Raw genomic sequence first — 21460 nt, 5'->3', positions numbered from 1 at the left:
GCGAAATTCGGGGGTAAAAAAAGGCCACGCATTTCATAATTTATTCTGATGTTTGAGCCAATTCTCTGTCCCAATAAGAGTTTGCCGTCCGGATTAATTCTTCTGATGAGCAAATGTCTTTGGAAGCGTCTTCACTTGTCTTTGTTGAGACAGAACCGTTGGTGAGCAGTTCAAATCCCGCCAACCTGACGGCATCCAGAACAGCCTTTACTTTCTCAGGATATTTTTTTGTGAAAAGGACAGAAAAAATCGCCGGTCTCAATAGAGCGCCACCAAATTCCGAATGAAAGTTTTCGCAAATCCTTTCAAAATGAAGAACCAAGGGATCAAAATTCCTTAGTCCGGGGAATCCACATACACTTATAAGGAACATTTTTTTCGGGAACTTCCAGCGAAGAGAATGGCTAACTCTCGCGCCATCTGTAACAAAATGAGGATCCATAAAGGTTACTAAACGGTCGATGAATTTCTTGGCCAGAGCAGGCATTCCATCAATGTATACCGGCGTAGCCAAAACCAGCATATCTGCAGCCTTGACACGTTCAGACAAAAGCCTCATTTCGTCGTCATGTATGCATTTCCCCGGAGTTTTCGCATAGCAGGAAAAACACCCGATGCAAGGAGTGATTTTCTTCCTTGCCAAATTAGCAATGTCTACCGATGCGCCGCCTTCTTTCGCTCCAATAAGAAATGGCGTTAGAATGATTTGTGTATTCCCTGATTCCATCCTCGGTGATGCGTTGACTACCAGAATCTTCATTAGGACTCCTGCTGAAATTCGTTTTCATTGTTAGAGTAAGGGCTATTGAGCTGCCCTCGATTCACTGTAAGAATACATTTTTACAAAAAAAACTCATTTGGGCAATCAGTGTTCTTGAAGTCCTAGACATGAAGTCAATGAAATCTTAGCGTCATTATGCCGTCCCGGCCCTTTCACCATGGAGTAGTAAAGTAGCTATTGTTAAGGAATCGGAAATTCTGTAAAATCAAGAAGATTCACTGAGGAGAAAGCGTTCATGGCCGGCAAAAAATTCCTAAATCCCCTTATCAAGGTAATCATCTGTCTATTGGGACTTTTGATACTTGGTTATTTTATTCATGCTCCTTTAAGAGAAGTAATTTTTGGTGACGGGACTGCGGACAAGATACTAGTTGTCAGGGTCCTGGTCATGATGGGTTTTCTGTATCTATTGGCTCAAAGTATCAGGGAAATCATAAAGAGAGACGCCTCCTGAACGTTGGATTCAGAAGCGTTAATCGCTTTTGTTACGTCATTTCAGACATCACAACATTAAATAATAATCATCAGTTTCACTAATTAAAACAACTGGATAAGGACACACTCCCGCCAACCCCCCCTTGACTGGTTTTTTCCCTCCTGTTTTACTTTTTCAAAAGGGTCCGTCATGTCTCCATCATTTTTTTTCGTTTTTGTTATCTTCTTGGCGCACAAAATAGCCAGGAGAAAACCCAGTTTAATTCTTTAGATATCTCCCGAAGTTCCGTAATGAAATTCTGTCATGATTCAGAAAAGACGAACTCAGTCTCTTGAAACAGAGGGATTTTTCTCAACTAGAACAACACGATGATTAAGAAAGGAGAGCGGTAATGAGTATATCCCGCCGAGACTTCCTTGTGATGTCTGGCGCAGTTGGGGCAGGCTTGGCTCTTTCTTCTCTCGGAATCGACACAGGTCCTATAAAGGCTTATGCCGACGAGTTGAAGAAAGTCGACAAGCTAAAATCGTCCCAGCAGAGCACCACTATCTGTCCTTATTGCGCTGTGGGCTGCGGCCTGATTTGCAGCACGGACACAAAAGCCAAAAAAATAATTAACATAGAGGGAGACCCTGATCACCCAATCAATGAAGGAGCCTTGTGCGCCAAAGGCTCAGCCCTGTTTCAGACTACCGCGGACAATCCCAATCGACTTCAGAAAGTTCTTTATCGGGCCCCAGGTAGCGACAAATGGCAGGAAAAATCGTGGGAATGGGCCCTAAATGAGATCGCTAAACGTGTCAAAAACACCCGTGACGCAAATTTTATCGAAAAAAACGCCAAAGGAGAGACTGTTGATAGGGTAGAGGCCATCGCGCATATAGGAAGCGCAGCTCTCGATAATGAAGAACTTTGGCCCTTGCAGGCGATGATGAGAGCCCTTGGCCTGGTGTACATTGAACATCAGGCCCGTATATGACACAGCGCCACTGTACAGGCTCTGGCAGAGTCTTTCGGTCGCGGCGCAATGACAAATCACTGGATTGACCTCAGAAACAGTGACTGTATTCTTGTAATGGGCAGCAACGCTGCCGCCAACCACCCTATCTCGATGAAATGGGTGCAAAAAGCTAAAGACAATGGAGCGATCCTCATTTCAGTGGATCCCCGCTTCACTCAGACGTCGGCAAAATCCGACATATACGCGCCGTTGAGATCTGGGACCGACATTCCTTTCCTGGGAGGAATGATCAAGTATATCCTCGATAACAATAAGTATTTCAAAGAATATGTGGCTGATTACACCAACGCGTCCTTCATCGTAGGTCCAAAATTTGATTTCCATGATGGTCTATTCTCAGGCTACGACTCCAAGGGCAGAAAATATGACGCCACTTTTTGGGCGTTTGAGAAAGAATCCGATGGCAAGGTAAAGCGCGACCTCACCTTGCAGGATCCCAGATGTGTTTTTCAATTGTTGAAAAAGCATTATTCAAGATATACGCCGGAAACTGTATCCTCAATTACAGGCACGCCGGTTTCCGATTTGACCAAGGTTTACGAGGCCTACGCTTCTACCGGGGCTAAAGACAAAGCCGGGACCATCATGTACGCCATGGGCTGGACCCAACATACCGTTGGGGTCCAGAATATACGGGCCATGTGTATTATCCAGCTCCTGTTAGGGAATATGGGAATTGCCGGTGGTGGAGTGAACGCTCTCAGGGGAGAGTCCAATGTTCAGGGATCGACTGACCAAGCCCTGCTATTTCACATACTTCCAGGGTATCTGGCCTACCCTCGAGCCAATCAGCTCAAGCTGGAGACATACCTCAAAGCTATAACACCCACTACTGTCGACCCCATGTCGGCCAATTGGCCCCAAAATCTGCCAAAATATTATGTGAGCCTAATGAAGTCCTTCTGGGGAGACAAGGCAACAAAAGAAAATCAGTTTGGCTATGAATGGCTGCCAAAGTTGGATGTCGGTCAAAATTGTTCTTGGCTTAATCTCTTCGACGCGATGTATGATGGTAAGATCAAAGGCTTTTTTTCGTGGGGTCAAAATCCTGCATGTTCAGGGGCCAATGCCAACAAGGTTCGTCAGGGACTGGCCAAACTCGACTGGATGGTCAACCTGAACATATTCGACAACGAGACAGGCTCTTTCTGGAAGGGCCCCGGGATGGATCCCAAGAAGATAAAAACCGAAGTCTTCATGTTACCTGTGGCGGCCTCCGTAGAAAAAGAAGGCAGCATATCCAATAGCGGGCGTTGGGCCCAATGGCGCTACAAGGCGGTGGATGCGCCCGGAATGGCTAAACCTGACGGGGACGTCATTGTCGAGTTGTTCGATAAGATCAGGACCCTTTACAAAAAGGGCGGAAAATTTCCCGAGCCCATACTCAACCTGAAATGGGATTACGTTGATGAGAAGGGTCATTTCGATCCGCACAAAGTAGCCAAAGAGATTAATGGCTACTTCATGAAGGATGTCACACTGAAAGACCCAACAGGAAAAGACGTTAGTTTTAAGAAAGGCGATCTGGTTCCTGCTTTTGGATTTCTTCAGACGGACGGCAGCACATCTTCCGGAAACTGGATTTATTGCCAGAGCTACAATGCTCAGGGCAATAATATGGCCAGAAGAAAGAAAGAGGATCCTACTGGACTAGGACTGTATCCCGAATGGTCATGGGCTTGGCCGGTCAACAGGAGGATCATTTACAACAGAGCTTCCGTTGATTTAAACGGCGCGCCATGGAATCCAAAGAAGCCTCTGCTCAAATGGGTGGAAGGTCAGGTAGTGGATGGGAAAGCTCAACCCGGAAAATGGGTTGGAGACGTTCCTGATGGGCCATGGCCTCCCATGAGTAACACCAAGGCGGGAAAGTATCCGTTCATAATGAAACCGGATGGGTTGGCCTCAATATTTGGTCCAGGATTGGCGGATGGCCCATTCCCAGAACATTATGAGCCTCTCGAATGCCCTGTTCCCAAGAATCTACTCTCTGACCAGTTTACAAATCCAACAATCAAGATTTTCTCAGGAACGATGGACAAACATTTGACATGTGACCCACGGTTCCCATTTGTAGGAACCACATATCGTGTGACGGAACATTGGCAGACGGGCATCATGACCCGGTGGCAGCCGTGGCTTATTGAAGCTGAACCCCAGATGTTTGTTGAAATGAGTGATGAACTCGCAAAACTCCGTGGAATCAAGAATGGTGAGAAAGTAAAGGTCTCTTCCGTCAGAGGAGAGGTTGAAGCGGTAGCCATCGTCACCACACGATTCAAGCCGTTCAAGATTGGCGACACAATTGTCCATCAAGTCGGCATGCCGTGGTGTTTCGGATGGATGGTTCCAAAGGATGGAGGTGAAAGCGCTAACCTGCTCACCCCCAACGTAGGCGATCCGAACACAATGATTCCTGAATCAAAGGCTTTCATGGTCAATGTGGCCAAAATAGAAGGAGGTAAGTAAAATGTCTGAAGGATATTCGATTCTTGTAGACACCTCCAAATGCACCGCTTGCCGAGGTTGTCAGGTAGCGTGCAAACAGTGGAACGGACTACCGGGCACGGCCACGAAAAATGAAGGAACACATGAGAATCCCACGGACCTGTCTGCGGACACATGGAAAATCGTGAGGTTCTCAGAGGGGCCTTCCAAGAACGGTAACCCCTTCTGGTATTTCTTTTCGGAGCAGTGCAGACACTGCCTGTCACCTGGATGCATGGCCGAAGCGGAAAAAGTTGAAATCATTCAAGATGAAAAAACCGGAGCGGTAATTTTCACACCGAAAACGAAAAGTTTGAATTACACAGCCACCCGTGAGGGCTGTCCTTATGATATCCCTCGCCAAGACCCTAAAACCAAGCAACTGTTCAAGTGTACGATGTGTTTTGACCGGATCACGAATAACATGATTCCTGCTTGCGTAAAATCATGCCCTACAGGCGCTATGGTTTTTGGAGAAAGACCTAAAATACTTGATATGGCAAAAGCTAGGGTTCAGGAATTATCGAAGCAGTTCCCAAAAGCCAAGGCAATAAATCCTGATGAAGTTAGAGTAATCTATATAGTTACGGATGATCCTCAGAAATACTGGAAACTGGCGGCCGGAAGGTAATCAACTTCCAGTTTACGAGGTTTTCTGTAATTTTGTTGGGCCCCGAAGGCAGTTAAAGCATTCGGGGCTTTTTTTTCTATCACGGCCGGGATATTATCCCGCATGCAAGATATATATGAAGACTTCTACACATCAAGACAAGGAGGCGTCAAATGGTCTCAAATGAGACTGATCAACAAGAGAAAGAAATAAGAGATTCGATTTTACGGATCAAGAATGACATTCCTCAGATCGCAGGAGTTGTGGATGCTTTCGAGGAGTTATTAGTCAAAAGGTACTTAGCAAAATCAAAACTTCCTGTCCCCAGTTTAGATCTGGAAAATTTTGATACTGCAAGATTTTACCAAGGCGCGCCCATTCTGGACGAGAGAAAAATCGAAATTGATAGGGACTCCCTACTCCAGGTTGCGGACCTGATTATTCCAGCGCTGGAAAAAGGATTTCCCAAACTGCTTCATCCTTTGGTACGATTGAAATCTCTCATGCGAGGAGATCAATCGTTCATGGATAGACTCCTCTCCGCCCTTGAATCCGCTAACACAACTATTATTGAAGAAATAGCGTCTCAATTAGAGATGGAGCCAGAAACTCTCCAATTTGTATGTTCTCAACTTGCGAAGCCCTTTGCTGAGAAAGCTGAAGAAACTGTCAGAACTCTAATAAAGGACATGGAGTGGAACAAGGGATATTGTCCGGTTTGCGGCGGATGGCCCGGGGTAAGTTTTTGGAAAGAACAGGAGGGAAGGAGATTTTTAGATTGTTCAGTCTGCGGTCACGAATGGAGTTTCATGAGAACCAAGTGTCCATTTTGTGAAAACGACGACAACGCTAAAATGGAATTAGTTTTTTCTGAAGATCGAAAATTTGAACATGCGGAACTATGTCACGTTTGTAAAAGATACATAGTAGGGCTGGATACACGAGGCATGATTACCGCCCCTCATCCCTCAGTGGCCCCTTTGGGGCTGATTTATCTGGATTTCCTTGTCCAGGAAAGGGGCTTTCGTCCAGGAGCGGCGCTAGGGTGGAATGTTCTGGATAAAACGTGATTTTGCACTAGAGTTCCATTGTCGGATATGAAATATTCCAATTCAGGAAACGCTCTAATTGCGCCTGTAATATTAATAGTTATTGCCCTGGCAGGGCTGGCGATTTCCGATTACGTCGCGTCGCCATCTACGCTGTCAATCTCGACCGTTGTAAACAATCTGCTGATCCCGTTATTAAGGCTATTCCTGTATCTTGCGTTAGGACTGTTATTTGGGGAATTTTTAGAAACTTTGGGGTGGACCTCCAAGTTGGCCGGTTGGTTGCGACCGTTGACCAAATGGGCTCATCTGAAAGATGAAAGTGGGGCCGCTTTTATAACCAGCTTTGTATCGGGCGTAGGCGCTAATACCCTTTTGACAACTTTCTATCAGGAGGGGAAGATCAGTCGAAGGGAGGTCAAACTTACCTACCTGCTCAACAATGGTTTGCCGCTATTTTTGCTGCATCTTCCCACCACGTTTTTTCTGACAGCTTCCCTTGCTGGTACCGCAGGTCTGATCTACCTGAGTGTCACGCTGATTGCTGCATTGGCTCGTAGCGTAGGAATACTGGGCTACTGCCGCCATAGACTCCCGGAAGCGTGTTGGCTGTGGAGCCCAATTGTGGACGAATCGGAAGTCAAGCAACAGAGAAGGTTGAGTCGAATCTTAAAGAAGTTCAAAGAACGGTTCTACAGGGTGGCTCTTTACACCACTCCTATTTATATCATTATTTTCTTGTTGAATCAGTGGGGACTCTTTAAGTGGTTAAGATTAGGGTTCAGTTCTTGGTTGACTGGAGGTTTTTTTCCAGTGGAGGCTACGGGGATGATCATATTCTCGCTGGCCGCTGAATTTGGCGCTGGAATGGCCGCTGCAGGAGCATTGCTCCAGCATGGGGAGCTTTCGACAAAACAGGCTGCTCTAGCGCTGATCCTGGGAACAATAATAGCCACACCTATTCGTGCCATAAGGCATCAGTTGGCGACCCAAATCGGTCTATTCAATGTTCGGTTGGGCACGGAACTTATTATACTCGGTCAAGGGTTGAGAATTGCAAGTCTCGTTTTAGTAGCTGGCGCGTATGCGCTTCTTTTCTGAATTAAGGCGCAGTGATCACGGATCGGAATTTTTTGTAATCACCCTTGAGAAATATTTTTTTCCATTCTTCATTAGTCATGGGATTCTTGGCGTTTTTCAGCGCAGTATCATTCCAACCTTCAAAGAAGACCATTTCCATTCCAATTGCTTTGGCGCCGCCTCTAAATGATCTTTCTACCTCAAACGGGCCAATCGCCCACTGAAGAAATCCTTTGTCATTGCGGCTATTCAGGAAAAACACGTCAGCAGTGACCGTCGGATCACTAGACAAGGTGGCGAGCTGACTTATCAGAGTGATCCCATCAGGATTACTCGATAACAGTGGGTTCTGGTTCTTCGACACTCTTTTCAGGGTATCATATAGATTGGTGTGCGGTTCTTGCGAACATATTGAGGAAATCGTTCTATCAGCCAAACTCAATTGCTTGAGGAAATTTTCGATGTTTCGCTCCACGTAAATTTTTACTGCTTTTTTGTCCTTATCAGGACGAGGAGCGGCTGATTTGGGAACAAGCGCGGTTTGTTTTGTGACAAGAATTGTTTGTTCGGCGAGAGCGGTTAAACATGCAGCGCCAGTATTAATTGAATAGGCGGAAGACTCAAGGACCGGCAAATCTAGAATCGCTCTTAAACAATGTTGATAAAATGACATCCCTGAATTATTTGGCTTGAATTGAGTTTCGATAAGACCTGAGATCTCATTTTTCGGACCTTTTTTCCCAAAGAAAACATTTCTTATCTCCAGGGCGGCCATAACTTTTTTTCGGTTTACTTTTGGGTCATTGGCAAGAAAATTTTCCGTCAAGGAATTAATTACAGATTGATGTAAGGCGATGCGTTCTCCAAGAAACTGTATCCCAACCCCCATCTGTTTGTTAATTTTTGGCGCCCGGTTGTCCGCAGCATATCGAAGAACATCATCTATAGTCAGAGCAACATCGGCCTTGATCAACCCCTGAAACGATGGCAGGTCGGAAGGCCCGACCAAATTGTCATAGAAAGTCGAAACCTGGTTCAATTTGTCCAGAGTCTGCTTGTTTTCTTTGGCGGCTAGCTTGGTGAGGAGTTCTACGGCGGCCTCAAAAGGAAACAGCATGTAATTCCTAGTGGCAAACCACGTCTTGTCGACTTTCACATCGAAGGTGGCCTTAGTTAAAAACTGAACTGCCTGGAAATATCGTTTTAGTTCCTCAGATGATGAGTAACGACCCCTAGGAAAATTCTGCGGGTCTTTCCTGAACGAATCGAGCCTTGACAGAGCTTCTTTAGAAACGGTGGGATCAATTTCTGCGTCGGGGTCCAAAAGCTTCCGCGCCATTTCCACGAAGACCAGACAAGACCCGTTGACACCCCCTTTTTTGATGTCAGCCATCAGTTCTTGTAAAGCAGGATATACAGAAGCGAGTTCATAATCTACGAGGACTTCCTGGGTCCTAAGTTTAGCCATCTGAAAAATATAGTTGGCTGAAAAATAGATATCGTGGCCATGGGCGGCTTGATCGGCATACCATGCCTGGGGAGACTTGATTGGTCTGAGAAAAGTCGGTTCGGAATTGCTCTCGTTTGTCTCGGCTGCGCCAGTCACGGCAAAAACAACCAGTGACAGGGTCATGACGAATGTCGCCAATAATCTGGACGTAGTTATAATGTACCGTTTCATTTCTCCTCCCTCAACAATCAGATTTCTTTCAACCCGATCTTTTCCCCCGTAAACAAATAAATTCGGAAGGACCGGTAGCACGTGACAAAGTGACGAAAGAATTTTGACACATATTACTTCAGTCCCTGCGAAACGATCAAGCGGCGCAGATTGTGGTTTCATCTTTTAATCAAACATTCCCTCTGTTATAATTTTGAAATTATGGATAGTTGAAAGGTTAGAGATGGAAACAAACCACAAAATTGTCCTTGAGGTCCCAGATGATGTCTTTGAATCTATTGCTGACTTTAAAAAAAGAATGCGCATTGATAGTGATAGCGTCGCTGTTTTCGAACTTTTGAAATATGCTCTCTCTTTGCCTCCGTATTTTGCTTTCTTCGACTGGCGAATAGCCGAAGAAGAAGCGGACGCGGATATAAAAGATGGGAATGTAAAATCTTTTTCATCCACGAACGACTTCCTCGCTGATCTCAGAACATGAGGATATCTAGAACCGATTCTTTCAAAAAGGACTTCGCTCAACTTCCAGCGCCTATTCAAAAGCATTTCGATAAAAAACTTGGGCTTTTCATGCAGAACATTAAGCACCCATCCCTCAGAGTTAGAAAATACAGGGATTTGAAAACCGATGGGAAGCTAGCATTAATATGTTCTACCGCTTCACCTTTGAAATTCATGCGGACCATTATCTTTTTAGACGAATCGGCCCACATGAAACTGTTTTTAGAAGTCCTTAACTAGAAACACCAGACATAGATCAACCATCCCAATCCGCTCAATGTAATTTTACGCTGAACGACTTCAACGCCCACCATGCTAGAGTAGGATTCTCCAAACATTGAATACCTTTAGCGTGGCCCACGGTCAACCCCTGCGAGACGATCAAGCGGCATATATTTTACTCAAGTTCCTGTCAGATTTTCCCTCGAATTTCGAACAAATAATTACAAGGACGCATTTTCTGAAAAGGGATCCAGGTTTGATCTCTTTTCAGGCAACTATGGTTTTATTAGAAATTCACAATTGGAGCCTAGGCAACTACAGAATCTCTAAGAAGAGACAAAAAAGTGTTAGTTATAGTCAAGAGCTTCATGATATGACTTGCGTATATCCTTTCATAAATGTGTTTCGTAGAGAGTCATGGCCTTTAATATGGATGACAGAGACTCAGATCTCGTCGACCGATGTTTATCCGGTTCCGAGCTTGCCTGGACGGAATTATATCACCGTTTTCAGAGACTGGTCGGGTTGGTTGTTAAGAGACGTTTGCGCGTTTCTCAGGAAGGGTTGGAGGATGTCACCCAAGAGGTGTTCATGGCCCTGACATCCGCTCTAAAGAATTATGACTCATCTTACCCTCTTCCGAAATACGTGTGTACTATCGCCGAAAGGGTTTGTATCGATCAATATAGATTCTCATCGGCGGCGAAGAGAGACGCCGAAACTGAACCTCTCGAAGACCATCTTTCAGAGGCGGCTAGTTGCCGGATACAGATTCATCCCACGGGGAACCAGGAAGAAGAATTGGTCTTCCGACAGCAAACCCATTTTCTGAGGCAGTCCTTGCGTATGCTGGGTGAAAGATGCAGAGAGCTTTTACGGTTGAGATATCTCGAAGAACTGCCATATTCGGAAATTTCTAAGGTACTGAAAGCGAATGAGAACTCCCTTGCTGTTCAGGTAGCTCGTTGTATTAAGGAATTGAGGGCAAGTTTTCAGAGGCTGGTCAAGAAAGGGGCGACAAATGATCCCTTCTGATCAAAAGAAAACTGATGAACACCCAGCCGACCTACTGCTGATGTATGTTGACGAAGGCTTATCTACTAATGAGCGCAGGTTGGTTGAAAATCACATTAGAGAATGCGCAGAGTGTTCGGAAGAAATAGAATCTCTTGGGTTGGTCGTAAATATTCTGAGAACAGACAAAGGTGTTTTCTGTCCGGAAGCATGGGAGTTGTACGAATTCATCGAAGAAGGAACGGACCCAACCGGAAGAATTGCCCAACATCTTGAAGACTGTCCTCTGTGTTGCGCCGAAGTGGCCCAATATAGGGAAGGATTCGCCACAACAAAGCTGCCGGATAAAATTAAAAATGAGCTTGAAAAGAGTTTTCCCACGCGAGTTCACTCTCGAAGATTTGCAGGTAAAAGTGGGTTTGCCTGGGCGCCAGGCTGGTTAAATTCCATTTTCAAGACGCCCGCATTGGCTCTGGGGGCCGCTGTCGCCGCTATCCTGGCGGTCATATTACTATATCCTCATGGAACCATTCCCACTTTCATAGGGGTAAGCTCTGAAAATTGGGAAGAGACTGGACCTCAGGCTATCCCCAAGTCATTGTTTTCTGAGGCGCCGGCAAGACAAAAAATCGCCAAATCAGCTCCCTTGGTAGGTCATGGGGCCTCTAAACCAATGCTTTTCGAAGCGCCAAAACTGAAACTGGCTCCCATCATAATATTTCATGGATTCGAAAAGCCCTTGCCTCAGTCCACGATAGACTCCCTTTATGAGGGTCTTAAACCAACGGTTGAGTTAGAGAAAAGATTCCAATTCTCAACTCCAGCGGAGTTGAAACAATTCGTGGACAAAGTCGCCGATCGACATCTTTCTCCAACCGAGGCATTGAGCGAATTTTACAAGGAATCTTCAATAAATTTTGCCCTTTTACAAAATGTTAAAGCCGACAAAGATAAATTTGAATTGAAATCCCAACTTATTGATACACACAACGGCCAAATTTTGGCTGAGTCTATTCAGTCTAGGTTATCTGGTACCGAATTGGCTTCGAGGGTAAATTACTCATTAGCGTTATTAAATGATTTGAAAATCGAAAACCGGACTAAATGAATTACCACCTCTGTCTATGAGGAAAAGTCGGCTAATGATATTCAACGTATTACTCTGAACCACGTTCTGTGGGAATTGCAGTAAGGGAGGGTTTGCCGAATGAACTGCAGGATAAACAGATACCTTTTTTGTTTATCACTATTAGTGACATTTCTATGCGTCCATGTGAAGGGCTTGGCCCTGGAGGACTCGCCCAAGGGTCGTTCAATGCAAGGACCTTGTTCGGCAGACCAATTGTCCGCTGCTAAAACGAAATATGACGAAGGCGTCAAATTAATCAACTACGAAGCACGCCGAGCCTCGTTTCAAAAGGCCGTGGACCTTTGCCCAACGTACGCTGAGGCCTATGTAAACCTTGCCGACGCTTTTGAACACTTGGGACTTAGCAAGAAGAAGAATGACCAGAAAAGCTTGCTTGAAGCGAATAAACTACTTGACGAAGCCGTAAGAAATTACTCCAAAGCCATCGACCTAAACCGCAACCTGGTGGCCCCTAAGATCGGATTGGGAGATGTCTACATGGCACAGGGGCGCTATCCCCTTGCCGTTGAGAGCTATGAGAACGCACTGAAATCCCAACCTAACGTTCAAGGGGTCAAGGAGCGTCTAGATGAGGCTAAGCGTCTTGCTGAGTCTGATCCTGAAGATACGAAAAATGTCAAAAACGCGTCCAAGATTACCGATCAGGTGAAAAGCGCCAATTTAATGGGCATGTACAAAACGATGGGGATCGAAAATTTCACCGTCGCCGACACTGCCCGACAATCTTTCAATAACATTCTCTTTGACGGCTGGTCCTCTACGATCAAACAAGGCGACCCAATCAATCAGTTGAATGAGATAGGAAAGGCCCTTTCATCGGTAGATATGGCCTCATACAAGTTTGTTATAGAGGGGCACGCCAACACTGTGGGTGGGTTTGAACGCAACATGGATCTATCAAATGACAGAGCTAGGGTTGTTAAAGAATATCTCGTCCAGAACTTCAAGGTGGCCCCCGAAAGGATCATGACCCAGGGTTTTGGATATACAAGACCCAAACATTTTCCGCATACCAACGAAAAAAATCGGCGGGTCGAAGTGGTGTTCGTCAATGACGACTCAAAGAAATGAGATTTTCAAAACAGGAGGCAGTGTTATGAAAAAGACCCTGTTGGGGACAGTCGCATTTTTTATGGCGTGTATTCTGACTCCTATGGTCGGGCTTGCCCAATCGGAACAGCAGGGTATCGCTATATTGAAACAAGCCGAAGACTTGAAACTGAAAGCCCGCTCCAGGGAGGACATGCAAAACGTCCTCGCGAAATATGAAGAGGCTCTTAAAATCTTCGAGGGCGTCGAGTCGGATAAAAGAAAAGGGTTCACGCTTAACAAAATAGGGTCGGTTTACAAATCCTGGGGCCAGCGCCAGAAGGCCTTGGAATACTATGAGAAGGCGCTGGCTATAAACCAGAAGCTTGGCGATGCAAAGGCTGAGGGAGCCACCCTTGACAACATAGGGTGGGTTTACCAGTCCTGGGGGAAGCATCAGAATGCAATTGAATACTTTGAGAAGGAGCTGGCTATAAACCAGAAGCTTGGCGATGTTAAGGATGAAGGCGAGACGCTTAACCACATAGGGTGGGTTTACAGTTCCTGGTACCAGTATGCCAAGGCCTTGGAATACTTTGAGAAGGCGCTGGCTATAAACCAGAAGCTTGGCGATGTTAAGGGTGAAGAAGCCAACCTTAACAACATAGGGTCGGTATACAAATCCTGGGACCAGTATCAGAAGGCTCTGGAATACTATGAGAAGGCGCTGGCTATCAAGCAAAAGACAGGCGATGTTAAAGGCGAGGGAGTCATACTTAGCAACATAGGGTCGGTATACCAGTCCTGGGGCCAGTATCAGAAGGCTCTGGAATACTATGAGAAGGCGCTGGCTATAAACCAGAAGCTTGGCTATGTAAAGGGAGAGGGAGCCAACCTTAACAACATAGGGTGGGTATACCAGTCCTGGGGCCAGTATCAGAAGGCTCTGGAATACTATGAGAAGGCGCTGGCTATCGAGAAAAAGACAGGGGATGTAAAGGGAGAGGGAATCACGCTGACCCACATAGGTATGGTATACCAGTCCTGGGGCCAGTATCAGAAGGCTCTGGAATACTATGAGAAGGCGCTGGCTATAAACCAGAAGATTGGCGATGTTCAGGGAGAGGGAGCCAACCTTAACAACATAGCGGGAGTATACCAGTCCTGGGGCCAGTATCAGAAGGCTCTGGAATACCAAGTAAAGTCGCTGGCTATAAGGCGAAAAATAGGGGATGTAAGCGGCGAGGGAGTCACGCTGACCCACATAGGTATGGTATACAAATCCTGGGGCCAGTATCAGAAGGCTCTGGAATACTATGAGAAAGACCTTGCATTGAGAAAAAAGATTGGTGTCCCTTATAACGGCACTGAGAATTCTATCGGTGATGTTTATCTAGCCATGGGAGACATCCAGCGTGCGGAACCTATCCTGAAGAAAACTAATTTTTCGGTGTCTCTTGGTAGGCTTGCGCTTCTGAATGCCGACTATAATGAGGCCAGAAGCCAGTTTGAGCGCAAACTAAACAGATCATTAAAGAACCGCGACGCTGATGGGTTGTTTACGGGACATACAGGGCTAGGTCTCTCCTATGAGGGGCTGAACCAATATGACAAGTCGGCGGAACATTTCAAACATGCCATTAATCTGACAGAACAGATTAGAGACAGTTTGACGCCTGCCCAACGGGCTGATTTCTACGACGCCCAGATTTTGAATATCCCCAGGATAATCCCATACGAGGGATTGGCACGTGTCCTCTTGAAGAGCGGAAAACCTGAACAATCTTTCAAGGAATCGGAGGGGACAAAGGCACGAATCTTCGCAGAATCATTATCCGGGAGGTCTCAGAACGTAGTTCTTGATGTGCCCAAAAATGTTCTGGATCAGGACGCCGACATAAACTTCAGGCTGGCAGGGCTTAGTCAGGGGCTTAAAAAGGCCTATGAGAAAGGGTCCACGGATGCGATTGAATCGTTTGAGAAACAGGTTAGTGATGTACGATCCGAAAAGGAGCGACATATAGATAAACTGAGAAACGAATATCCCCTTTTCGCTGCCACGAAATACCCGCAGCCCATGAGCCTCGAACACTCGGCCATAAAGGACGATGAATGGACCCTTGAATATGAGGTTACGGAACCTGGAATCTGCGTATATCTGGGGCACGGCAAGAAGATAATCAAAGGACTTTTTAAAACCATTACCAGAAATGACCTTGACGAGTTGGTTCGTAAGTTCCGGGAGCCTGTGGAGATGCTTCCTGGGGATTCCCCCATACCGAAACTCAAGGCCTTTGACTTTGCTGCTGGCAAGAAACTGTCGGACCTCCTGCTTGGAGACATCCTGTCGGACCTGCCCAAAGACACACCGGTAATCATTATCCCTGATGGTTCTCTCGGCGTGGTCCCCTTCGAGATGCTCACGCTCAACAATGCGGGAAAGATTTTAACAGACGGGAAAAGACCTCAAACTTCAGGGGCTGAATTCTTTGGGGACCGCAATCCGATTTCCTACTACCAGTCGGTGACAGCCCTCACATTGGCTCGCACATTAGGCAAGCTGAAGAAAACAGGCGAGAAGACGTTGGCCATGGTAGACCCTGTTTTTAACGCAGGTGATCCTCGGCTGGTCAATTACGCCAAACAGGAGCAGGAAAGACTCGTAGCCACCCTCCCCACAGACCTCCTTGTGCCTATGGAGGATCAGAATTCGATCACATTCAGAAGGGTTGAACTTACGGCACAACTTGGCGCATCACTGAAGAATGCCAATCCTTCCCGGACTGATCTCTACGAAGGTATGGCTGCCAAGAAGTCCCTACTCCTTGAGAAGGACCTGACCGTCTACCGCGCGGTAGTGTTTGCGACACACGGATACTTTGGGAAAGGCTTGCCCGGCATCCAGGAGCCGGTGCTGATATTAACGCTTCTGGATCCACCCAAGGGTCAGGACGGTTTCTTGAGAATGAGTGAAGTCATGGGCTTAAATATCAACTGTGACATAGCTGCGTTGACCGCATGTCAGAGTGGTCTTGGCCGTAACATCTCCGGTGAGGGTAACATGGGCATGGGCAGGGCTTTCCAATATGCCGGAGCAAAATCGGTGCTCATGAGCCTGTGGTCGGTGGCTGAGAAATCGTCCGTGATGATGGTCGAGAGTTTTTTTGGTCATCTGAAAGAAGGCAAGAGCAAACAGGAAGCCTTGAAGCTCGCCCGGGACCAAATCCGTCAGGCCGGCTATGACCATCCGTTCTTCTGGGCTCCGTTTATCCTTGTGGGGGAAGCGTCATGATTCGATTCATAATGATCTTTTGGGCCCTCGTGTCGATTCCGACATTGGCCGTGGCGGATGACAACTGCGACAGAGCAAAAGAAACGTATCAAGAGGGTGTAAGACTTCTGAACTACATCCAAAGGAAAGCCGCGTTTGACCGGGCCGTGCAATTATGCCCGACGTACGCCGAGGCGTTTGTCAATCTAGCGGATGCTTGTGAAAATCTGGGAGAGTTCGAGCAAGCTGAGAAATATTATAAACAGGCCATTATAAACAAACCAGATTTGTTCGTTCCAACCCTCGGTCTGGCGGAGTTGTACCTGAAATCAGGTAGATATAAGGATTCATACGACGCTTTTGTTAAAGGCTTGGAGATCAAACCAGACAACGAAAGGCTAAGAGCCGGCCTGAAAGTGGCCGCTCAACGTGTGGAGCAAGGTTCTAAGTTTCTGAAATACGACCAAATCAAGTCTTGTCTCGACGAGGACGAGACATTTCAGCTCATGTGCATGTGCCCGGGAGATCATCATGAGTTTCTACGAAAACGGATCTGTGTCCCTACCCTGCATTTTTTCTCAGGTTCGACGCAATTGACCTCGCTCAGTAAACGACAACTGGCGCAGATTGGGGAAGCGCTGGGATCCAAAGAACTACTGCGCAAGAAATGGTTCATCGTAGGACACACCGACAGCCTCGGAAGTCCGGAAAGAAATCTTGAACTATCCCGACGTCGCAGCGAAAGCGTGAGAGATTATCTTGTCAATCAATGTAAACTGGATGAAAAATCGTTAAGCATAAAATGTTTCGGTCAGACGTGGCCGCTGGCTTCTAATGATTCCAGCGTAGGACGAAACGAGAACAGACGGGTTGAAATCATACTGGATGAGTAACCGTTAGAGTGTTTACAGACACCACCGAACCTTTTGCAAAATGCTCTGTGGACATGCGGTTGCGCTTGGACAGGGTAACCGCGGTGAAAGAGTATCTTGTTAAGCATATCGGCATTTGTCCGTAGCGCTTGGTCATTTAGGGATTCGGGTTCGCCAGGCTGCGGTTTCAGTCCTACACGTACCAGAAGAACCCGCATGTGGAGATCGTGTTTCTCCACAACAACGACAGGAACTGAGAGGGTCGAATCATGGCAACAAGGTTAGGCAATGTGGCGAGGTCAAGAGAGCGTCTGGTGGTATTTTGCGCTGCTTGGGCGGTGTTGGGTTTGTTGATGGTCGATTTGCCTACCGCCATGGCTGCTGCTCAGGGCAAGGGAGAGCTGTATGCCGTGGTGGTGGGGCTCACTCGGTTCCAGGACTCGCGCATAGGTAAATTGACAATTTCGGACCGGGATGCGAAGGACGTGCATTCTTTTCTCAAGGAGCGGGAGAAGCTCTTTTCTAGGGCACACATTCGATTGCTCGTCAACGAAGAGGCAACAAGAGACAACCTGACAGCGGCGTTTCGGGATTTCTTGAAGCCTGCGGGAAAGGATGATCTTGTGCTGATCTACCTTTCCGGACACGGTGCAGCGGATCCCGAGCGGCCAGACGAGTTCTACTTTCTCACCTATGATACCAACATGAAGAACCTGTTCGGCACTGCCGTCTGGATGAACCAGCAGGCGTTGTTCAAGGGCATCGATTCCGATCGTGTGCTCCTGATAGCTGATGCGTGTCATTCCGGGGGGTTCAGCCCGGGTATTGATCGGGCGATTGCCAAGGAGGCGGATAGTTTTTTCTCTCTGTTCAATGTTCTCAAGGGTCGGATGGCTCTAACCTCGAGCCGGTTCGACGAGCTGTCGTATGAAGCGCCAAGCAAGTTTGGGAACAGCGTTTTCACGCACTTTTTCCTCAAGGGGCTTCGGGGAGATGCCTGCAAGGACCTGAGCACCGGGACTATCACCGCTAACAATCTGTATAGCTATGTGTACGATTCCACGCGCTCTGCCACGAATAACAAACAGAACCCTCAGTTCTATTTTCCCAAGGGGCAGGACGGCGAGACGCCTGTGTTTAGGGTACCAGTGCACAAGGATAGGCTTAATATCAAGGTTCAGTTTGTCCACAAGGATGATGCAGACCAGGAGTATCCGCTGACCAACGAGTCGGTGCTCAGGTCCGGTCAGCGTGTGGGTTTGAGTTTCCGGCCTGAATCGGACTGTTACGTCTACGTCCTGTGGTGGGATTCGACGGGAAATGTGGGGCGCTTGTTCCCGAACCCCAAGCTCACCGAAGGGACAGGTGAAGCGCGAGCTGGGCAATCTTACTGGTTGCCGTCCAAAGGCTCGAAGCACTGGTACGTCCTGGACAAGAACCCGGGGGAAGAGACCGTTTATCTAGTTGCAAGCCGAGCACGCAACACGAAGATCGAGAATTTGTATGAAAAACTTGCATCAATGGCCGCCACTACGAGAACCGGCGCGAAAGGACAAGAGATAACCACCGCATTGGAACAGGAGGTGGAGAGCATTATGGGGTTCGAGGAACATACCATTTCCGACGCCAGAGGCCAGCGATCAACGGAAGATACCCAACGCCTCTCCGAAGCCATGGAAACTGAAGTCGGCACCGCAGGAGCGGAAGCGGTATTCAAAGTAAAGTTTAAACACATTAACCCGTAAATAGGTTCGACAGGCGCTGAACACCGATGCGCCGTCAAAAGATGCTTAGTGGGGACTACGGATGACAGCCTACATGTCCTCGGAGCGATATCAGGTGGCTCGATTCGTAACTAAGATGCATGGCGGTCGATAGAACCGTCAGACCGGGAATACCTATGAGATCATCACGTTTCGAGGACGTTTCTAGTAAGAGTTAATAGTAGTCTCACAGGCCAAACTCTGGAACCCACACTGGGGTTAGGCGGTTCCGGCGCCGAGATACTGTTCATCGTTTCTGAGTTCACGGATTTGATACGGAGGTAAAGGTAATGAGTAGGATACAAGGCTTGAGGGGAGCGGTTATCTTAGGGATCGTCATAGTTCTGTGTTTCGTAGGCCGTGATTCCTGGGGAAGCGCATGTGAGACTACCGGAGACTGGAAAGACATCTCCGTTCTACCAAACAACGGCGACCATGCTACGAACATCAAGATCAAACTGAATGTGGACAAACAGGATGTAAAGCCCGGTGATGTAGTTCAGATAACGTTCCAGGCCGATCGGGAGTGCTACCTAACGTTGATGGATCTAGATACGGCGGGTCAGATTATCCGATTGTGGCCGAACGATTTCTCAGAAGCGGACAATCTAATCCCGGCAAACACTCAGCGACTGTTCCCTGCGCCAAGCGATACGTTCAGGTATCGTATAGCCGGACCTGCCGGCATTGAGAAAATTATTGCGTTCGCGACTTCGAAAAAGAACCAGATCCTTACCGAACAGGAGTTCCGTGCGATGCAGACGAAGGGATTCAAGCAATTTGCAGGGGACGCAAAGAACCTAGCCATCGAGTTTGAGCGCAATATCGGTCAGTTGGCCACATCGGAGCGGTGGGGAACAGCGCAGCTTAACGTGTGCATACGGGAGCCGCTTCCGGCTCAACCGGTTGCTCGCCCGCCGACCCCGACCGTGGTTCCCAGCGCTCCGCCCGCCCAGAAGAAGTTGTTTGTCCTCGCTGTGGCAGCGTCCACCGGCAAGCTAAAGTACTGCGAGAGCGATGCGAAGAAGTTTGTGCAGGCCATTAGCAAAAAGGTCGGAGGGAAACATCTAGATGTGCGCAATGTCCTCGGACCGAATGCCACGCATCAGGGCTTCGTAGAGGGACTGAATTGGCTGATTTCCCATACCCAACGCCAGGATTCAGTGGTGGTCTATTTCAATGGCCACGGCAGTTCCATCCCCGATCAAGCCCCGCTTGACGAGGAGGACGGCAGAGATGAGGCTTTCGTTCTCTATCACACCCAGGAGCCTGCCGATTTCCAGGAGGCTATAGAAAACAAAAGCATCCTGCTGGACGACGAGTTCAATGTATTCTGGAACAAAATTCCGGCACGGCAGAAAATCCTTATAGCGGATTGCTGCCACAGCGGCACGATTCACAAGGAGGAACCGGGACGAAATGTTGAGTTCGTGTCGAAATTCTATCCTCTGGTGGATCCTGCCGCCAGAGAGACTACGTTGTCGATCAAGGCCAAATCCGCTGCTACCGCTTACGTCAGTGACAATGCAGCGGTGCTTGCTGCCTGCATGGATAATGAAACCGCATACGAGATCGGGAGTCTCAAGTCGAGTTTGTTCACCCATCTGTTGATCAAGGCGATAAACGGCGGGGAACCCGATCTCCGAAAGGCGTTTGACAAGGCCAAGGCTCAGACCATGCAATGGGTCCAAAAAGCAGTGAAACAAGATAGGGAAAATCTCGAGATGCAAACTCCGAGTCTGATAGATCCTAATGATTTAGTTAAACTTTTCACCTTTAGACGGTGAACGAGCAATTGGAAAGGGGTTAACGCCATGATAAGAAAAGTAGCTTTTCCAGGTAGCCTATTGGTTGCAGTTACGTGCCTAATCTTCCTGACTGCGACTTCCGCCGCCTCGGCCACGTATGAGGACGTGCTTGCCCTGGCGGGACAGATCAGAAACGACAATCCGGGCATCAACGTCAACATCTGGACCGAGGATCAGCGTTCGGCCTATCAGGTGGGCGACAAAATCGTGTTCAATTTCACAGTTGACAAGGACTGTTACCTTACGCTCATCGACATCGGCACGGACGGTCAGGTTCTCATCTTGTTTCCGAACAAGTTTGACAGCGACAACAAGATCCAGGGGGGACAGCAGTACAGGATCCCGCCTCAAGGGAGCGAGTATGCGTTCAGACTGAATGGGCCTGCAAATCGTGTAGAGCGGGTCAAGGCCATCGCGAGTCTCGATTCCGTGCTGGCGAATGCCCCAGCGTTGCAACAGGAGCTTCGGCGCCCTGTGGAACAAGAACCTGGAGGGGGTACATTCATCACCATTAAGAACAAGGAGCAGGTGCTTTCAGACATACTTGCGGCGCTTAACAACATTGATACAAGTAAGTGGAGCACGGCCGAGGTAAGCTTTATGGTGCTCGATGCATCGGCGGCCCCTAGCGCTCCCGGCGCTCCGGCCCCATCGCCGGGGCCTGCCCCGCCGGGTCGATGATCCG

The 21460-nt window shown here is 47.7% G+C and carries 16 protein-coding genes; 14 read left to right on the top strand and 2 right to left on the bottom strand.

What is annotated here, in order from left to right; translation table 11 throughout:
* Positions 1–40 precede the first annotated feature (40 nt).
* A complete protein-coding gene (locus tag WC647_07975) occupies positions 41–760 on the bottom strand; it encodes a flavodoxin family protein (protein MFA6222237.1) in 720 nt (239 codons plus the stop codon).
* 256 nt (positions 761–1016) lie between these two features.
* Between WC647_07975 and WC647_07970 the strand changes: the two genes are divergently transcribed.
* The 5 genes from WC647_07970 to WC647_07950 all read left to right on the top strand — a co-directional run bounded on the left by WC647_07970 (position 1017) and on the right by WC647_07950 (position 7485).
* A complete protein-coding gene (locus WC647_07970) occupies positions 1017–1235 on the top strand; it encodes a hypothetical protein (protein MFA6222236.1) in 219 nt (72 codons plus the stop codon).
* Positions 1236–1608: 373 nt separating this feature from the next.
* Complete coding sequence (fdnG, locus tag WC647_07965; protein MFA6222235.1) at positions 1609–4707, top strand: formate dehydrogenase-N subunit alpha; 3099 nt, start codon at positions 1609–1611, stop codon at positions 4705–4707.
* A 1-nt stretch (position 4708) separates the two neighbouring features.
* Positions 4709–5356 (top strand): 4Fe-4S dicluster domain-containing protein, encoded by a 648-nt coding sequence (locus tag WC647_07960; GenBank protein MFA6222234.1) that lies wholly within the window; start codon positions 4709–4711, stop codon positions 5354–5356.
* Between the two features lie 152 nt (positions 5357–5508).
* Positions 5509–6405, top strand: a complete 897-nt coding sequence (locus tag WC647_07955; protein MFA6222233.1) for a formate dehydrogenase accessory protein FdhE — start codon at positions 5509–5511, stop codon at positions 6403–6405.
* A 27-nt stretch (positions 6406–6432) separates the two neighbouring features.
* Positions 6433–7485, top strand: a complete 1053-nt coding sequence (locus tag WC647_07950) for a nucleoside recognition domain-containing protein (protein ID MFA6222232.1) — start codon at positions 6433–6435, stop codon at positions 7483–7485.
* A 1-nt stretch (position 7486) separates the two neighbouring features.
* On the opposite strand, the gene WC647_07945 is transcribed toward WC647_07950, so the two are convergent.
* Positions 7487–9145, bottom strand: coding sequence for a DUF3160 domain-containing protein (locus tag WC647_07945; GenBank protein ID MFA6222231.1), 1659 nt, complete (start codon positions 9143–9145; stop codon positions 7487–7489).
* A gap of 223 nt (positions 9146–9368) precedes the next feature.
* Between WC647_07945 and WC647_07940 the strand changes: the two genes are divergently transcribed.
* From WC647_07940 to WC647_07900, 9 genes are all read left to right on the top strand, one after another.
* On the top strand, positions 9369–9626 hold the full coding sequence (locus WC647_07940; GenBank protein ID MFA6222230.1) for a hypothetical protein: 258 nt from the start codon (positions 9369–9371) through the stop codon (positions 9624–9626).
* A 659-nt stretch (positions 9627–10285) separates the two neighbouring features.
* Positions 10286–10903: a sigma-70 family RNA polymerase sigma factor gene (locus WC647_07935; protein ID MFA6222229.1), complete on the top strand. Its 618-nt coding sequence runs from the start codon at positions 10286–10288 to the stop codon at positions 10901–10903.
* Entirely contained in the window at positions 10890–11990 is a 1101-nt protein-coding gene (locus WC647_07930; GenBank protein MFA6222228.1) for a zf-HC2 domain-containing protein, read from the top strand. The genes WC647_07935 and WC647_07930 overlap by 14 nt, the downstream gene beginning before the upstream one ends.
* A gap of 99 nt (positions 11991–12089) precedes the next feature.
* On the top strand, positions 12090–13103 hold the full coding sequence (locus WC647_07925; protein MFA6222227.1) for an OmpA family protein: 1014 nt from the start codon (positions 12090–12092) through the stop codon (positions 13101–13103).
* A 25-nt stretch (positions 13104–13128) separates the two neighbouring features.
* Positions 13129–16353, top strand: coding sequence for a CHAT domain-containing tetratricopeptide repeat protein (locus WC647_07920; GenBank protein ID MFA6222226.1), 3225 nt, complete (start codon positions 13129–13131; stop codon positions 16351–16353).
* Positions 16350–17225: an OmpA family protein gene (locus WC647_07915; protein MFA6222225.1), complete on the top strand. Its 876-nt coding sequence runs from the start codon at positions 16350–16352 to the stop codon at positions 17223–17225. Before WC647_07920 ends, WC647_07915 begins: the two co-directional genes overlap by 4 nt.
* Before the next feature lie 248 nt (positions 17226–17473).
* A complete protein-coding gene (locus WC647_07910; protein ID MFA6222224.1) occupies positions 17474–18949 on the top strand; it encodes a DUF4384 domain-containing protein in 1476 nt (491 codons plus the stop codon).
* Positions 18950–19257: 308 nt separating this feature from the next.
* Complete coding sequence (locus WC647_07905; GenBank protein MFA6222223.1) at positions 19258–20754, top strand: DUF4384 domain-containing protein; 1497 nt, start codon at positions 19258–19260, stop codon at positions 20752–20754.
* A 27-nt stretch (positions 20755–20781) separates the two neighbouring features.
* Positions 20782–21456, top strand: a complete 675-nt coding sequence (locus WC647_07900; protein MFA6222222.1) for a DUF4384 domain-containing protein — start codon at positions 20782–20784, stop codon at positions 21454–21456.
* Positions 21457–21460: the final 4 nt, after the last annotated feature.

It is taken from the genome of Desulfomonilaceae bacterium (assembly GCA_041662605.1).
Lineage (GTDB): Bacteria > Desulfobacterota > Desulfomonilia > Desulfomonilales > Desulfomonilaceae > CAJBEZ01.
This window is presented reverse-complemented; position numbering and strand designations above follow the sequence as displayed.

What these genes read in the sequence shown, in the direction of transcription:
- WC647_07975 (MFA6222237.1), bottom strand. Translation starts at nt 760, where the DNA reads ATGAAGATTCTGGTAGTCAACGCATCACCGAGGATGGAATCAGGGAAT.
- WC647_07970 (MFA6222236.1), top strand. Translation starts at nt 1,017, where the DNA reads ATGGCCGGCAAAAAATTCCTAAATCCCCTTATCAAGGTAATCATCTGT.
- WC647_07960 (MFA6222234.1), top strand. Translation starts at nt 4,709, where the DNA reads ATGTCTGAAGGATATTCGATTCTTGTAGACACCTCCAAATGCACCGCT.
- WC647_07955 (MFA6222233.1), top strand. Translation starts at nt 5,509, where the DNA reads ATGGTCTCAAATGAGACTGATCAACAAGAGAAAGAAATAAGAGATTCG.
- WC647_07950 (MFA6222232.1), top strand. Translation starts at nt 6,433, where the DNA reads ATGAAATATTCCAATTCAGGAAACGCTCTAATTGCGCCTGTAATATTA.
- WC647_07945 (MFA6222231.1), bottom strand. Translation starts at nt 9,145, where the DNA reads ATGAAACGGTACATTATAACTACGTCCAGATTATTGGCGACATTCGTC.
- WC647_07940 (MFA6222230.1), top strand. Translation starts at nt 9,369, where the DNA reads ATGGAAACAAACCACAAAATTGTCCTTGAGGTCCCAGATGATGTCTTT.
- WC647_07935 (MFA6222229.1), top strand. Translation starts at nt 10,286, where the DNA reads ATGGCCTTTAATATGGATGACAGAGACTCAGATCTCGTCGACCGATGT.
- WC647_07930 (MFA6222228.1), top strand. Translation starts at nt 10,890, where the DNA reads ATGATCCCTTCTGATCAAAAGAAAACTGATGAACACCCAGCCGACCTA.
- WC647_07925 (MFA6222227.1), top strand. Translation starts at nt 12,090, where the DNA reads ATGAACTGCAGGATAAACAGATACCTTTTTTGTTTATCACTATTAGTG.
- WC647_07920 (MFA6222226.1), top strand. Translation starts at nt 13,129, where the DNA reads ATGAAAAAGACCCTGTTGGGGACAGTCGCATTTTTTATGGCGTGTATT.
- WC647_07915 (MFA6222225.1), top strand. Translation starts at nt 16,350, where the DNA reads ATGATTCGATTCATAATGATCTTTTGGGCCCTCGTGTCGATTCCGACA.
- WC647_07910 (MFA6222224.1), top strand. Translation starts at nt 17,474, where the DNA reads ATGGCAACAAGGTTAGGCAATGTGGCGAGGTCAAGAGAGCGTCTGGTG.
- WC647_07905 (MFA6222223.1), top strand. Translation starts at nt 19,258, where the DNA reads ATGAGTAGGATACAAGGCTTGAGGGGAGCGGTTATCTTAGGGATCGTC.
- WC647_07900 (MFA6222222.1), top strand. Translation starts at nt 20,782, where the DNA reads ATGATAAGAAAAGTAGCTTTTCCAGGTAGCCTATTGGTTGCAGTTACG.